The sequence below is a fragment of the Bradyrhizobium sp. SZCCHNS2022 genome, assembly GCF_032377575.1.
Taxonomy (GTDB): domain Bacteria; phylum Pseudomonadota; class Alphaproteobacteria; order Rhizobiales; family Xanthobacteraceae; genus Bradyrhizobium; species Bradyrhizobium aeschynomenes.
Window position 1 is genome coordinate 457208 of the sequence record NZ_JAUHHZ010000001.1, and the last position, 14054, is coordinate 471261.

At 65.5% G+C, this 14054-nt stretch carries 14 protein-coding genes; 12 read left to right on the forward strand and 2 right to left on the reverse strand.

Going from position 1 to position 14054, the window contains the following annotated elements; all coding sequences use genetic code 11:
- Window positions 1–11 precede the first annotated feature (11 nt).
- Both QXZ94_RS01995 and QXZ94_RS02000 read left to right on the forward strand, forming a co-directional pair.
- Window positions 12–455: a RidA family protein gene (locus QXZ94_RS01995; RefSeq protein WP_315719004.1), complete on the forward strand. Its 444-nt coding sequence runs from the start codon at window positions 12–14 to the stop codon at window positions 453–455.
- Between the two features lie 694 nt (window positions 456–1149).
- Window positions 1150–1425, forward strand: a complete 276-nt coding sequence (locus tag QXZ94_RS02000) for a hypothetical protein (protein ID WP_315719005.1) — start codon at window positions 1150–1152, stop codon at window positions 1423–1425.
- Window positions 1426–1952: 527 nt separating this feature from the next.
- Here QXZ94_RS02000 and QXZ94_RS02005 read toward each other — a convergent pair.
- Complete coding sequence (locus QXZ94_RS02005; protein ID WP_315719006.1) at window positions 1953–3326, reverse strand: vWA domain-containing protein; 1374 nt, start codon at window positions 3324–3326, stop codon at window positions 1953–1955.
- A gap of 5 nt (window positions 3327–3331) precedes the next feature.
- Window positions 3332–4291, reverse strand: a complete 960-nt coding sequence (locus QXZ94_RS02010) for a MoxR family ATPase (protein ID WP_315719007.1) — start codon at window positions 4289–4291, stop codon at window positions 3332–3334.
- A 276-nt stretch (window positions 4292–4567) separates the two neighbouring features.
- Here QXZ94_RS02010 and QXZ94_RS02015 point away from each other — a divergent pair, with 276 nt between their 5' ends.
- The 10 genes from QXZ94_RS02015 (at window position 4568) to QXZ94_RS02060 (ending at window position 14042) form a co-directional block, all read left to right on the forward strand.
- Window positions 4568–4981 (forward strand): TspO/MBR family protein, encoded by a 414-nt coding sequence (locus QXZ94_RS02015; RefSeq protein ID WP_315726028.1) that lies wholly within the window; start codon window positions 4568–4570, stop codon window positions 4979–4981.
- A gap of 417 nt (window positions 4982–5398) precedes the next feature.
- Window positions 5399–6298 (forward strand): LysR substrate-binding domain-containing protein, encoded by a 900-nt coding sequence (locus QXZ94_RS02020; protein ID WP_315719008.1) that lies wholly within the window; start codon window positions 5399–5401, stop codon window positions 6296–6298.
- Between the two features lie 512 nt (window positions 6299–6810).
- Window positions 6811–8187: an MFS transporter gene (locus QXZ94_RS02025; RefSeq protein ID WP_315719009.1), complete on the forward strand. Its 1377-nt coding sequence runs from the start codon at window positions 6811–6813 to the stop codon at window positions 8185–8187.
- A gap of 40 nt (window positions 8188–8227) precedes the next feature.
- On the forward strand, window positions 8228–9253 hold the full coding sequence (locus QXZ94_RS02030) for an amidohydrolase family protein (RefSeq protein ID WP_315719010.1): 1026 nt from the start codon (window positions 8228–8230) through the stop codon (window positions 9251–9253).
- A gap of 13 nt (window positions 9254–9266) precedes the next feature.
- Window positions 9267–9962 carry a 4-carboxy-4-hydroxy-2-oxoadipate aldolase/oxaloacetate decarboxylase gene (gene ligK / locus QXZ94_RS02035; RefSeq protein ID WP_011925385.1) on the forward strand — a complete coding sequence of 232 codons (696 nt, stop codon included), beginning with the start codon at window positions 9267–9269 and terminating at the stop codon, window positions 9960–9962.
- A gap of 6 nt (window positions 9963–9968) precedes the next feature.
- Entirely contained in the window at window positions 9969–10892 is a 924-nt protein-coding gene (locus QXZ94_RS02040) for an NAD(P)-dependent oxidoreductase (protein ID WP_315719011.1), read from the forward strand.
- Between the two features lie 8 nt (window positions 10893–10900).
- Window positions 10901–11815, forward strand: coding sequence for an amidohydrolase family protein (locus QXZ94_RS02045; protein ID WP_315719012.1), 915 nt, complete (start codon window positions 10901–10903; stop codon window positions 11813–11815).
- Window positions 11816–11828: 13 nt separating this feature from the next.
- Window positions 11829–12218, forward strand: coding sequence for a protocatechuate 4,5-dioxygenase subunit alpha (gene ligA, locus QXZ94_RS02050; protein ID WP_315719013.1), 390 nt, complete (start codon window positions 11829–11831; stop codon window positions 12216–12218).
- Window positions 12219–13082: a class III extradiol dioxygenase subunit beta gene (locus tag QXZ94_RS02055; protein ID WP_006609597.1), complete on the forward strand. Its 864-nt coding sequence runs from the start codon at window positions 12219–12221 to the stop codon at window positions 13080–13082.
- Window positions 13083–14042: a Gfo/Idh/MocA family oxidoreductase gene (locus QXZ94_RS02060; RefSeq protein WP_315719014.1), complete on the forward strand. Its 960-nt coding sequence runs from the start codon at window positions 13083–13085 to the stop codon at window positions 14040–14042.
- Window positions 14043–14054: the final 12 nt, after the last annotated feature.

Below are 14054 nucleotides of genomic sequence, written 5' to 3' on the forward strand. Positions count from 1 at the left end.
GAGAGACGTTCGTGAGCACGACCAAAGCGCCGACGCTCGCCGTGGTGAAGCAGGATGATGCGAGCCTGCGCGTGCTGCAGCCGAGCGGCTGGCCGATGCCGAAGGGCTATGCCAACGGCATCAGCGCGGAAGGACGCATCGTCGTCACCGGCGGTGTCATCGGCTGGGACGAGCAGGAGAAGCTCGCCGACGGCTTCGTCGCCCAGGTCCGGCAGGCGCTGCAGAACATTGCCGCGATCCTGGCAGAAGGGAATGCGCGTCCAGAGCACCTGGTGCGGCTGACTTGGTATGTCGTCGACATGGACGAGTATCTCGGCAATCTGAGGGAGCTCGGGAAGATCTATCGCGAGATCTTCGGCAGCCACTATCCGGCCATGGCGCTGGTGCAGGTCGTCAGGCTGGTGGAGAAGACGGCACGGGTGGAGATCGAGGCCACCGCGGTGGTGCCGCGCTGAGCGCGCGTGCTGCCGGCAGCGGCCGGTCTTTGATAGGTCGAATTTGGCACGTGACATCGCGTTCTCGCGGCTGGTCGGCCCGAGCTTTGCTCGTCAATCACCCCCTGGAAAAGCCGAGGGTGCAGGGAAGGCCGGGTGTCCACCACACCCGCGGCCCCCGTGCAACAGAGAATGCACGGGGCAGGAACCACAGGTGGGCCGAACATGCCGGCCTTCCCTGCGCGGCGTTTGACGGCTTATACGTGGTCTCCCTGGTGCGCCGGGCGTTTTGGCCACCATCGGTCGGAGCATTCGTCTCTCTCGACCTTGATACCAGCGTCGGGGTATCAGGACATCACGACTTCACCGTACGCGCTACATCACTCGTCTGCGCAACAAGCGCATGATGCAACAAGCGTCCACCGCGGCCTGCCCCACGTATCGTGACGACGCGTACGCCCCTTTTCGCCGGAGCAGGTTGGGCGCAAGCATCGCCGTGATTTGCCCGACGGCACAAGGGTAGCGCGCTGCGACATGGTAACGCGACGGGCAGTCACACAGCACGTCACGGATGGCGAGCGGCTCATTCGTGGATCGAACAAATATGGTCGCCCGATGACGTGTCTGCCGAACGACCGACGCGAGATCGCCATGTCGCAGACAACAACCTGTTCGAGCGTGGCGGCGCAGTGGCGGTTGAGAGCAGGGGGCTGAGTTGGACTGGAAACTCTTCGTAACGACGGCGTTTGCAGCTGCCATCGGAGCGGTGGCCGGCGCGTTGGCCTTGGCGAGCGCCGGTGGTGGCGGCATCGAGCATCAGGCCGACGCCAAGATGCTGGAGATCGGCGTCGCCATTCTGCGCGAGCCGGCGCGCGTGGATGATGATCCGATGCGGTCGTGGGCGCTGAAGGTGGTGGAGAAAAAGTCGGGCGTGAGCTTTACGGACCAGCAGCGCGCTGTCCTGCTGAAGCGGGCGGCGGGAGGACGATAGCTCAGGGGACGGTTCGTAGGGTGGCAAAGGCGCGCCCGTAATGCAGTTGTTGGTCACCGCTATATGATCGCGCCGTGCCCACCGTTCTTCGTCGATGGGCTGTCGGTGGGCACGCCCTCACGCGGCTTGCGCCGCGCGATGTCTTTGCCCACCCTATGTTCGATGCACATGAGGCGCAGCATCTGTGTCTGCATATGCGACGGTCGAACGACAAAAAAAGCTGTCGTCCCGGCGAACGCCGGGACCCATACCCCCAGGGAGCAGTTTGAGGCACGCTGGCGGTTGGCTTCGTGCCCTTCACGTCCGCCGCGGAGTATGGGTCCCGGATCGGCGCCGCGCCGCGCTGATGCGCGGCACGGCTTGTCCGGGACGACAGCGATGGGTGGGGCTCGCATATCGAGCCGCAACTCCTAATATCGCGCAGGCCAAACGCTGGGACTCATAACATGGAATCTTACTTCGACCCGCCGGTCTCTCCGAGATGAAGCAATCAGCTGCGTCGCGCAAGCCTACTGATACGTGGAGGTCTACTGATAGGCCGACACGATATCGCTCACCGCGCGCTCCAGCTGCTGCGCCGTGGCACACGGGCGCACCACGTTGCAGAACGTCTGGTAGCGCGGCATTTCGGAGTCGCCCCAGCCCCAGGTGACGCGGCCCTCCGGATTGAGCCAGACCACGCGCTTGGCGCGTTCGGAGATGGCTTTGAGGATATCCGCGCGCGGGTCGAGCTTGTTGCTGCGGGCATCACCCAGCACGATCACGGTGGTCTGCGGCGTCACCGAGGCCATGAACTGCTTCTCGAAATCGACCAGCGACGAGCCGTAGTCGGACGAGCCGAAGCCGACCTTATGCATGATCTCGGCCATGGCCTCCTCGGCGGACTTCTGCTCGAGGATTTCGCTGACCTCGATCAGATGACCGGAGAAGGCGAACGAGCGAACGTCGCTGACGACGTCGTGCAGGCTGTGGATCAGCAGCAGGAAGAAGTCCGAGACGCGGGCGACCGAGCCGGAGACATCGCACAGGGCCACAATCTTCGGGCGGTCGCGATGTCGCCGTTTCCAGGCGGTGAGGAAGGGGACGCTGCCCCAGGCGGCGTTGCGGCGGAGGGTGCGGCGGACGTCGAGATGGCCGCGGCGCTGGCGCTTGCGGGGCTTGCTGTAGCGCTCGCGCAGCCGTCGGGCGATCTGCCGGATCAGCGCGCGCATCGCCGCGACCTGGCGCGGCTCGATCCGCGACAGCTGCGCGTTGCGCAGGATCTCGTGGCGGAGGTTCTCGGTCTCCTCGCGGCCGTACAGCGCGAGCGCCTGCGCGACCGCGTCGCGCACGGTGTCGCGCAAGGCCTCGAGGCCGGCCTGCAACCGCTCGGCGAGCGCCGGGTTGGTTTCGGTCAGTGCGTCCAGATCGTCGCGCAGCCGCTGGATGCCCATCGTCTCCAGCATGCGGCTGGAGTACAGGCCGCGCTGGGTGAAGTAGCGGATCTCGGACAGGCCGACGGCGCTGGAGGCGTTGGCGATCGCGGCCGAGATGTCGGCGGTGTTCTGCGCGAGCAGCATCTGGGCGAGGGGGCCGAGCTCCATATTCGCATCGTCACCGGCGGGTTGTCCGGGTGGCGAAGCCGCCTGGGCCTCGTTCGACGCCGTCTCCTGCTGCGTCTCGTCATTCGCCTCGGCCTGCGCCGGATCGACATGGGCGAAGAACAGATCGAAGCAGGCGCCCAGCGCCTTCTTCTCGTCCTCGCTCTTGGCGAGCGTCAGCAGCATCGTGTCGCGCAGCACCGTGCGATCGGCGACCCCGACGCTCGCCACCGCGCGCATCGCGTCGATGCTCTCGGCCGGCGAGACGTGGACGCCGGCGCCGCGCGCCGCCCGGAAGAACCGATGCAGGTTCTCCTGCATGGCGCCTACCCGAAGATGTTCTGGCGCTGCGCCTTGGCGACGAAGGTCGTCACCTGCGGCAGCGCCACCTCGATGTCGGACTCGTACTTCAGCAGCACGTTGAGCGTGTCCTTGACCACCTCGTGGCCGAGCTCGGCGGCCTGCAGCAGCACCAGCACCCGGGCCCAATCGATGGTCTCGCTGACGGAGGGCTGCTTCTTCAGGTCCAGCGTCCGGATGTCATGGATGAAGGCCACGAGCTGGCGCCGCAGGGTCTGCGAGATGCCGGGCACCCGGCTCTCGACGATGCGCTCCTCCAGTCTCTGCTCGGGGAAGCCGATATGCAGATGCAGGCAGCGCCTCTTCAAGGCGTCGCCGAGATTGCGCTCGGAGTTGGAGGTCAGGATCACGGTCGGCGGCTTGGCGGCGGCGATGCTGCCGAGCTCGGGGATGGTGACCTGGAAGTCGGAGAGGATCTCCAGCAGCAGCGATTCGAACTCTGCGTCCGACTTGTCGATCTCGTCGATCAAGAGCACGCAGCCCTCGGGCTCGAGCAGGGCCTGCAGCAGCGGCCGCGGCTCGACGAATTCCTTGGAGAAGAACACGTCGCCGAAATCATGCAACTGGCCGAGCGCCGCGTGCAGGGTCTGCGCGCCGCCGAGCACCTCGCCGAGCTTGTCCTTCAGGATCTGGGTGTAGAGAAGCTGCTTGGCGTATTTCCACTCGTACAGCGCCTTGGCCTCGTCGAGGCCCTCATAGCATTGCAGCCGGATCATCTTCAGGCCGCGCCAGGCGGCGATCGCCTTGGCAAGCTCGGTCTTGCCGACGCCGGCGGGACCCTCGACCAGGATCGGCTTGTCGATGGCCTGCGACAGATAGACGGCGGTCGCGATCTGGCGGCTGGCGATATAGCCCTGCGCGGCGAGGCCGGCTTCGACGGCCGTGATCGAGGCGACGGCTGAGGAGGGGGCCGGGGAATCAGCCACTGAGAAAGCTCCGTTTCCTGGTATCAGGACCCCGGCGCCGAATTGATCGGCGTTCCCGGTCCCTGGACGTTGGCGCCAGGGGAAAACCCTGACTTTTCCTCGCATTGTGTTATGTCCTGGCTACGCGCAGAGGGCGGCCCTGTCCAGTGCGCGCGTGGGTGTCTCGGCCGCATGGCTGCCGGTCGCCAGCGGACCAGCCGAGAACTTTCTCCCGAAAATCACGCCGAGCGGAATATGAACCGATCCATCCTGCATCTCCTGGTCCTCCTGGTCCTTGTGGTCGGAGGCGGCTGGATCATCGGCGCCTCCAACATGCCCGGGGCCTGGTACGGCTCGCTCAACAAGCCCTGGTTCACGCCGCCCGGCTGGCTGTTTCCGATCGCCTGGACGGTGATCTACATCCTGGTCGCGGTGGCCGGCTGGCGCACCTATGAGCGGGTCGAGAGCGGCGCCGTGATGCAGGTGTGGTGGGGCCAGCTGGTGCTGAACTTCGCCTGGTCGCCGGTGTTCTTCACCGCGCATCTGATGTGGGTCGCGTTCGCGATCATCGTCAGCATGTTCGTACTGATCGTGACGTTCATCGTGATGCAGTGGCGCGCGGACCGCACCGCCGCTCTGCTGTTCGTGCCGTACGCGTGCTGGGTCGCGTTCGCGTCGGTGCTGAATTTTTCGGTGAACGTGCTGAATTGAGATGGGGCGGCTGATGGAAGCTCGCTGTCAGACGCAGACGCCCGTGCGCTCCCTCTCCCCGTCCTTACGGGGAGAGGGGTGGGGTGAGGGGCGACCGCACGGGAAGTGTCTGCGTCGAGACCTCTACTCCCTCACCCGGATTACTTCTTTTCTTGCAAGCAATGCGGGGCTGTCGCGACGAACGATCGTGCCCGTTAGTTACTCCGTCATGCCCGGGCTTGTCCCGGGCATCCACGTGGTTCCCAGCTTGCCGAACGACGTGGATGGCCGGGACAAGCCCGGCCATGACGGCGCGGAGGCAGGCAGGCGCAAAACCCCGACCGTCGAACGCCATAGCGCTGCCGCTGGGCCTCAGAGGTTGCGTCCAGTGTGTCGATCGGACGTTGCGTCGCGCGGCTCGGAGGCGCGGGTCTGCCCATGAACCTCAAGCAGCTCGAATATTTCGTCCAGGTCGCCGAGCTCGGCTCGTTCAGCAAGGCGGCCAGCGTGCTCGACGTGGCGCAGCCGGCGCTGTCGCGGCAGGTGCGGGCGCTGGAGTCCGAACTGAAACAGCAGCTGTTCGCGCGCAATGGCCGCGGCGTCGAGCTCACGGAGGCCGGCAAGCGGCTGCTCGACCACAGCGTCGGCGTGCTGCAGCTGGTGGCGCATGCGCGCGAGGATCTCGGCGCCAGCCGTGACGCGCCGGTCGGCCGCGTCACCATCGGCCTGCCGCCGAGCATCGCGCGGCAGTTGACCCTGCCGCTGATCGATCGCTTCCGCAAAGAGTATCCGGCGGCGCGGCTCGCGATCGTCGAGGGCCTGTCGACGCATGTCGTCGAATGGATCACCTCGGGCCGCATCGATGTCGGCATGGTCTACAATCCGGACGCCCAGGCCGGCATCGAGATCACGCCGGTGCTGCAGGAGCCGCTGGCGCTGGTCAGTCACGCGCCGAAGGGCAAGCGCCGCGTCACCGCGCCGCTGCCGATGGCCGAGCTGTCGCGCTACAGCCTGATCATGCCGGAGCGCGTGCACGCGATGCGGCGGCTGTTGGAGACGCAGGCGGCGCTCGCCGGCGTCAAGCTCGACATCGCCTGGGAGGTGTCGAGCGTGCCCTCGATCATCGACCTCGTCTGCGCCGGCTATGGCCACGCCGTGCTGACACCGAGCGGCGTCGCCGCTTCGGGGCGGGCGGGGGAGCTTGCCATCCGGCCGCTGACCGAGCCCGCGCCGACCAGCGTGCTGTGCTTCGTCACCTCGGCGCACAAGCGGCCGACGCCGCTGGCGCAGCAGACGATGAAGCTGGCGACAGCACTGATCAAGAAGCTACCGCGGTAGACGGCGCTGCGCTACGCAACGGTGCTACTCTTCCCTGCAGGCAGGGCTATGGCATTTCAGACACGCAGCCGTACCGGCGAACGATCCTGCCAACTTTATACTCCGTCATGCCCGGGCTCGTCCCGGGCATCCACGTCGCTCCCAGCATGCCGTACGACGTGGATGGCCGGGACAAGCCCGGCCATGACGGCGTAGAGACAGGCGAGTGCAAAACTGCGATTGTCGAACGCGAGAGCACTGCCCCGCAGGCGGAGCGGGAATCCGGGGGCATCGACGTCATCCACAGCCAAGCCGGAAGCTGTTCAGACCCATTCTAAAATCAGCATGGCTCATCTGATATCTTATGCCATTTCGGAATAGCTGATAGATACCGCCCGGCGCTGGCGCGGGCGGTCGCCCTCGGTCACATAACCGGTCAAGCCGCCGAAGCTGCAGGACTCGATCGCTGTGGGAACGTGCCCCTGCGGACCTCGGTCAACGCGCCAGAACAGCACCCCAAGGAAGCAGAAGCGATGCCTACGACCGCCCGTGTCGACGTCCAGGCCTTTCTCGACGATCACCCGTTCTCCGCCTTCCAGTGGCTGATCTTTGCGCTCGGCTTCACCATCGTGCTGCTCGACGGCTTCGACACCGCGGCGATCGGCTTCATCGCGCCGTCGCTGCTCAAGGAGTGGGGCATCGAGAAATCGGCGCTCGGACCGGTGCTGAGCGCGGCGCTGTTCGGCCTGGCCGCGGGCGCGCTGCTCGCCGGTCCAGTGGCCGATCGTCTCGGCCGCAAGCTGGTGCTGGTCGGCTCGGTCCTGATCTTCGGCGTCGCCTGTCTTGCCTCGGCCTTCGCAACCAACCTGACCGAGCTCACGGTGCTGCGCTTCGTCACCGGGCTCGGCCTCGGCGCGGCCATGCCGAATGCCGTGACCTTGCTCAGCGAGTACTGCCCAAGCCGGCTGCGCGCCACCATGACCAATCTGATGTTCTGCGGCTTCCCGCTGGGCGCGGCGTGTGGCGGCTTCCTCGCGGCCTGGATGATCCCGCAATGGGGCTGGCGCAGCGTGCTGGTGCTCGGCGGCGTCACGCCGCTGGTGCTGACCGTGCTGCTGATCGCGATCCTGCCGGAATCCGTGCACTATCTGCTGTCGCGCGGCGCCAGCGTCGAGCGCGTGCGCAAGGTGATGCGCAAGATCTCGGCCAAGGCCGCCGAAGTCGGCCAGTTCGTGATGCTGGAGCCGGAGCATGCCGAGACCACGCGCCGCGTCAACGCCACCGGCATCGGCATGGTGCTGTCGCCGGTGCTGCGGGTCGGCTCGCTGATGCTGTGGGTCACCTATTTCATGGGGCTGGTGATCTTCTACTCGCTGATCAACTGGATGCCGATCCTGTTCAAGGATGTCGGATTGAACCCGCAGACCGCGACGCTCATTTCGGCGCTGTTCCCGCTCGGCGGCGTCGGCGCGGTGTTCTTCGGGTTCCTCATGGACCGCTTCAACGCCAACCGCATCGTCGCGATCGGCTATGCGCTGACGGCGGTGACGATCTTCCTGATCGGGCAGGCGGCCGGCAATATGGGCTTCCTCGTGGTGATCGTGTTCGCAGCCGGCGTGGTCATGAACACGGCGCAGTCGTCGCTGCCGGCGCTGGCGGCGTCGTTCTATCCGACCCAGGGCCGCGCCACCGGCGTCGCCTGGATGATGGGCATCGGCCGTTTCGGCGGTATTGCCGGCTCCTTCCTGGTCGCCGAATTGACGGCGCGGCACCTGACCTTCAGCGAGATTTTCACCGTGATCGCAGTTCCCGGCTTGATCGCGGCGCTCGCCCTTGTGGTAAAGCAGGCGGTCGGACCGGGCGGCCGCGCCAGCGGCAAGGATGTCGGCACCCCCGTGGTCGCGCATTGAGCGGCGCCGGACGAATGAAAAGCTTGAGGGAGAGACTGACGTGATCATCGACGTGCACGGCCATTACACGACGGCTCCGAAGGCGCTGGAAGAGTGGCGCAACCGGCAGATCGCGGGCATCAAGGATCCGTCCGTGATGCCGAAGGTCTCCGAGCTCAAGATCAGCGACGACGAGCTGCGCGAGAGCATCGAGAGCAACCAGCTCAAGAAGATGAAGGAGCGCGGCAGCGACCTCACCGTGTTCTCGCCGCGCGCGAGCTTCATGGCCCACCACATCGGCGATTTCCAGGTGTCGTCGACCTGGGCCGGCATCTGCAACGAACTGTGCTACCGCGTCAGCCAGCTGTTCCCGGACAATTTCATCGGCGTCGCGATGCTGCCGCAGTCGCCGGGCGTGGATCCTGCGACCTGCATTCCCGAGCTCGAGAAGTGCATCAAGGAGTACGGCTTCGTCGGCATCAATCTGAACCCGGACCCGTCCGGCGGCCACTGGACCTCGCCGCCGCTGTCGGACCGTCACTGGTATCCGATCTACGAGAAGATGGTCGAGTTGGACATCCCCGCGATGATCCACGTCTCGACCAGCTGCAACGCCTGCTTCCACACCACGGGCGCGCACTACCTCAACGCCGACACCACGGCGTTCATGCAGTGCCTGACGTCGGACCTGTTCAAGGACTTCCCGACCTTGAAGTTCCTGATCCCGCATGGCGGCGGCGCGGTGCCGTATCATTGGGGCCGGTTCCGCGGCCTCGCCCAAGAGATGAAGAAGCCGCTGTTGAAGGATCACCTGCTCAACAACATCTTCTTCGACACCTGCGTGTATCACCAGCCGGGCATCGACCTTTTGACCGGCGTGATCCCGATCGACAACATCCTGTTCGCGTCGGAGATGATCGGCGCCGTCCGCGGCATCGATCCGGAGACCGGCTTCTACTACGACGACACCAAGCGCTATATCGAGGCCGCCAAGCTGACGCCCGAGCAGCGTCACCAGATCTACGAAGGCAACGCCCGGCGTGTGTTCCCGCGTCTCGACGCCGCGTTGAAGGCCAAGGGCAAGTAATCTAAAGCGAGCCATGAGCACCCCCATGAACAATCTCGGCATCGTCAAGACGAAGATCACTCGCGCCGACAAGGCGGCGGTGGAGAAGCTGTCCAAGTTCGGCGTCGCCACCATCCACGAGGCGATGGGCCGCGTCGGCCTGATGCAGTGCTACATGCGTCCGATCTATCCGACCGCGAAGATGTGCGGCACCGCCGTCACCGTGCTGCTGCAGCCCGGCGACAACTGGATGCTGCACGTCGCGGCCGAGCAGATCCAGCCCGGCGACGTCGTCGTCGCCGCCTGCACGGTCGAGAACACCGACGGTTTCTTCGGCGATCTGCTGGCCACCAGCTTCCGCGCCCGCGGCGCGCAGGGCCTCGTGATCGACGGCGGCGTGCGTGACGTCGCCGATCTCACGGAGATGCAGTTCCCGGTGTTCTCGCGGGCGATCAGCGCCCGCGGCACGGTCAAGGCGACGCTCGGCTCGGTCAACATCCCGATCGTCTGCGCCGGTGCCGCCGTCAATCCGGGTGACGTGATCGTCGCCGATGTCGACGGCATCGTCGTGGTGCCGGCCGCCGTCGCGCATCAGGCGGCGGACGCCGCTGCGGCGCGCGAGGCCAACGAGGCCGACAAGCGCGAGAAGCTGGCATCGGGCGTGCTCGGCCTCGACATGTACAAGATGCGCGAGCCCTTGGCGAAGGCCGGGCTCAAATACATCGACTGAGGCGAAATGACCGCGGCGTCGAACCAGTGGCACGTCGGGCTGATCGGCTACGGCGAGGTTGGCAAGATCCTCGCCGAGGATCTGCGCAAGGACGGCGTGCGCGTCTCGGCCTATGATGTAAAGCTGTCGGACAGCCGTGGCGACGCGATGCGCAGCCATGCCGACGGCATCGGCGTGACGCTGACCGCGTCGCACGCCGAACTGGCGGCGCAAGCCGACTTCATCGTCTCGGCCGTGACCGCCAGCCAGGACGTGGCGGTCGCGGAAGCCTGCGCGCCGGCGATCAAGCCGGGCGCCTGGTTCCTCGATTTCAACTCGGCCTCGCCCGGCGCCAAGCAGCGCGCGGCCGCGCTGATCGACGGCGCCGGCGGGCGCTATGTCGAAGGCGCGGTCATGACCTCGGTGCCGCCCTATCGCATCAAGGTGCCGCTGCTGCTTGGCGGCGCCGGGGCGCGCGAGCTGGCGCCGCTGCTCAACGATCTCGGCTTTGCCGCCAAGCCCGCCAGCGACAAGCTTGGCGTCGCCTCGGCGACCAAGATGTGCCGCAGCATCATGATCAAGGGCCTCGAGGCCATGGTGATCGAGAGCTTCACCACCGCGCGGGCCTATGGCGTGGAGGACGCGGTGCTGGCCTCGCTAAAGGAGACCTTTCCTGGCATCGACTGGGAGAAGCAGGGCGCCTATTTCTTTCAACGCGTGATCGAGCATGGCCGCCGCCGCGCCGAAGAGGTGAGGGAGGTCGCCGAGACCGTCCGCGACATCGGGCTGACGCCATGGTCGGCGGAGGGCACCGCAGAGCGCCAGGCCTGGGTCGCCGATCTCGCCGATGACGGCCTGTTCGGCACCCGCGGCACGAAAGACTTCGCGCGCAGCCCGGACTGGCGCACCGAGGCCGATCGCATTCTCAACAAGATCAAATCCAAGGAGTAGGGAACCTCATGAAGTTCCAGAAGACCCCGGGATGGCTCGACTGGTACGACGGCCCGTCGAAGCCGCGCTTCAAGGTGCCGGCCGGCAGCGTCGATGCGCATTGCCACGTGTTCGGCCCTGGCGCCGAATTCCCCTACGCGCCCGAGCGGAAATATACCCCTTGCGACGCCTCCAAGCATCAGCTCTACGCGCTACGTGATCATCTCGGCTTTGCCCGTAACGTCGTCGTGCAGGCGACCTGCCACGGCGCCGACAATCGCGCCATGGTCGATGCGCTCGTGCATTCGAACGGCAAGGCCCGCGGCGTCGCCACCGTGAAGCGCAGCGTCACCGATGGCGAGCTGCAGGCGATGCACGATGCCGGCGTCCGCGGCGTCCGCTTCAACTTCGTCAAGCGCCTGGTCGACTTCACGCCCAAGGACGAGCTCGTCGAGATTGCCAACCGCATCAACAAGCTCGGCTGGCATGTCGTGATCTATTTCGAGGCCGTCGACCTGCCGGAGCTGTGGGACTTCTTCACCTCGCTGCCGACCACCGTCGTCGTCGACCACATGGGCCGGCCCGACGTGACCAAGCCGGTCGATGGTCCGGAGTTCGAGCTGTTCGTGAAGTTCATGCGCGAGCACAGCAACGTCTGGTCCAAGGTGAGCTGCCCGGAGCGGCTCTCGGTCAAGGGGCCGCCGGCGCTGAACGGCGAGCAGAACGCCTATCGCGACGTGGTGCCGTTTGCGAAGCGCATCGTCGAGACGTTCCCGGATCGCGTGCTGTGGGGCACCGACTGGCCGCATCCGAACCTCAAGGACCACATGCCCGACGATGGCCTGCTGGTCGATTTCATTCCCCATATCGCCGTCACCACGGAGCTGCAAAAGAAGCTCCTGGTCGACAATCCGATGCGGCTGTACTGGCCCGAAGAATCCTAAGAGGAGGCAAGCGATGTCGCTCGACAAACCCTATACCGACGTTCCCGGTACGACCATCTTCGACGCAGACATGTCGCGGATGGGCTATCACCTCAACCAGTTCTGCATGTCCTTGATGAAGGCGGAGAACCGCGCCCGCTTCAAGGCCAATGAGCGCGCTTATCTCGACGAATGGCCGATGAGCGAGGAGCAGAAGCAGGCCGTGCTCGACCGCGACCTCAACCGCTGCATTTCGCTCGGCGGCAACATCTACTTCCTGGCCAAGATCGGCGCGACCGACGGCAAGAGCTTTCAGCAGATGGCCGGCAGCATGACCGGCATGACCGAAGACCAGTATCGCGAGATGATGATCAAGGGCGGCCGCTCGCCTGAGGGCAACCGCTACACCGGGGAGAAGAAGTAAATGGCAAAAATCTCCGCAAGCGTTTTCACCTCGCACGTTCCGGCGATCGGCGCCGCCCTCGACCTCGGCAAGACCGGCGAGGACTATTGGAAGCCGGTGTTCGCCGGTTACGACTTCGCCAAGCAGTGGGAGAAGGAGCAGAAGCCTGATGTCGTGTTCCTGGTCTTCAACGACCACGCGACCGCCTTCAGCCTGGACATGATTCCCACGTTCGCGATCGGCACTGCGGCCGAATATCAGCCGGCCGACGAGGGCTGGGGCCCGCGGCCCGTCCCGAAGGTGATCGGACATCCGAAGCTCGCCGCGCATATCGCGCAGTCGGTGATCCAGGATGATTTCGATCTCACCATCGTCAACAAGATGGACGTCGACCACGGCCTCACCGTGCCGCTCAGCCTGATCTTCGGTCAGGTCGATGCTTGGCCGTGCCCGGTGATCCCGTTCGCCGTCAACGTCGTGCAATATCCGGTGCCGTCGGGCCGCCGTTGCTTCATGCTGGGCAAGGCGATCCGCAAGGCGATCGAGAGCTATGACGAGCCGCTCAACGTGCAGATCTGGGGCACCGGCGGCATGAGCCACCAGCTGCAGGGGCCGCGCGCCGGCCTGATCAATCGCGAATGGGACAACGCCTTCCTGGACAAGCTGATCAACGATCCCGAAGGCCTGTCCAAGGTGCCGCATATCGACTACGTCCGCGAGGCCGGTAGCGAGGGCATCGAGCTCGTGATGTGGCTGATCGCGCGCGGCGCCATGAGCGACGTCAACGAGACCAAGAAGGGCAACGCGCCGACCGTGCGTCACCGCTTCTACCATGTGCCGGCCAGCAACACCGCCGTCGGCCATGTCATTCTGGAGAACAACTAAATGGCCAACACGATCAAGGTCGCGCTTGCCGGCGCCGGCGCCTTCGGCATCAAGCATCTCGACGGCATCAAGAACATCGACGGCGTCGAGGTGGTGTCGCTGGTCGGCCGCCGCTTCGACCAGACCAAGGAAGTCGCCGACAAATACGGCATCAAGCACGTCTCGACCGAGCTCGCCGACAGCCTCAAGCTGCCGGAGGTCGATGCCGTCATTCTCTGCACCCCGACGCAGATGCATGCGGCGCAGGCGATCGACTGCCTCAAGGCCGGCAAGCATGTCCAGGTCGAGATCCCGCTCGCCGACTCCTTGAAGGATGCGCAGCAGGTGGTCGAGCTGCAGAAGGAGACCAAGCTGGTCGCGATGTGCGGCCACACCCGCCGCTTCAATCCCAGTCATCAGTTCGTGCACAAGAAGATCAAGGCTGGCGAGTTCCACATCCAGCAGATGGACGTGCAGACCTACTTCTTCCGCCGCACCAACATGAACGCGCTCGGCCAGCCGCGCAGCTGGACCGACCATCTGCTGTGGCACCACGCCGCGCACACCGTCGACCTGTTCGCCTATCAGGCCGGCTCGCCGATCGTGAAGGCCAATGCGATCCAGGGCCCGATCCATCCGACGCTCGGCATCGCCATGGACATGTCGATCCAGCTCAAGGCCGCCAATGGCGCGATCTGCACCTTGTCGCTGTCGTTCAACAATGACGGCCCGCTCGGCACCTTCTTCCGTTACATCGGCGACACCGGCACCTACATCGCCCGCTACGACGATCTGGTGAACGGCAAGGAAGAGAAGATCGACGTCTCCAAGGTCGACGTCTCCATGAACGGCATCGAGCTGCAGGACCGCGAGTTCTTCGCCGCCATCCGCGAGGGCCGCGAGCCGAACGCTTCCGTCGCCCAGGTGCTGCCCTGCTACCAGGTGCTGCACGACCTCGACGAACAGCTCGCCAAGGGCTGATATTCATCCTCC

Coding starts and splice junctions, on each gene's coding strand:
- QXZ94_RS02005 (WP_315719006.1), bottom strand. CDS start 3,326: ATGCAGGAGAACCTGCATCGGTTCTTCCGGGCGGCGCGCGGCGCCGGC.
- QXZ94_RS02020 (WP_315719008.1), top strand. CDS start 5,399: ATGAACCTCAAGCAGCTCGAATATTTCGTCCAGGTCGCCGAGCTCGGC.
- QXZ94_RS02025 (WP_315719009.1), top strand. CDS start 6,811: ATGCCTACGACCGCCCGTGTCGACGTCCAGGCCTTTCTCGACGATCAC.
- ligK (WP_011925385.1), top strand. CDS start 9,267: ATGAGCACCCCCATGAACAATCTCGGCATCGTCAAGACGAAGATCACT.
- QXZ94_RS02040 (WP_315719011.1), top strand. CDS start 9,969: ATGACCGCGGCGTCGAACCAGTGGCACGTCGGGCTGATCGGCTACGGC.
- QXZ94_RS02045 (WP_315719012.1), top strand. CDS start 10,901: ATGAAGTTCCAGAAGACCCCGGGATGGCTCGACTGGTACGACGGCCCG.
- ligA (WP_315719013.1), top strand. CDS start 11,829: ATGTCGCTCGACAAACCCTATACCGACGTTCCCGGTACGACCATCTTC.
- QXZ94_RS02055 (WP_006609597.1), top strand. CDS start 12,219: ATGGCAAAAATCTCCGCAAGCGTTTTCACCTCGCACGTTCCGGCGATC.
- QXZ94_RS02060 (WP_315719014.1), top strand. CDS start 13,083: ATGGCCAACACGATCAAGGTCGCGCTTGCCGGCGCCGGCGCCTTCGGC.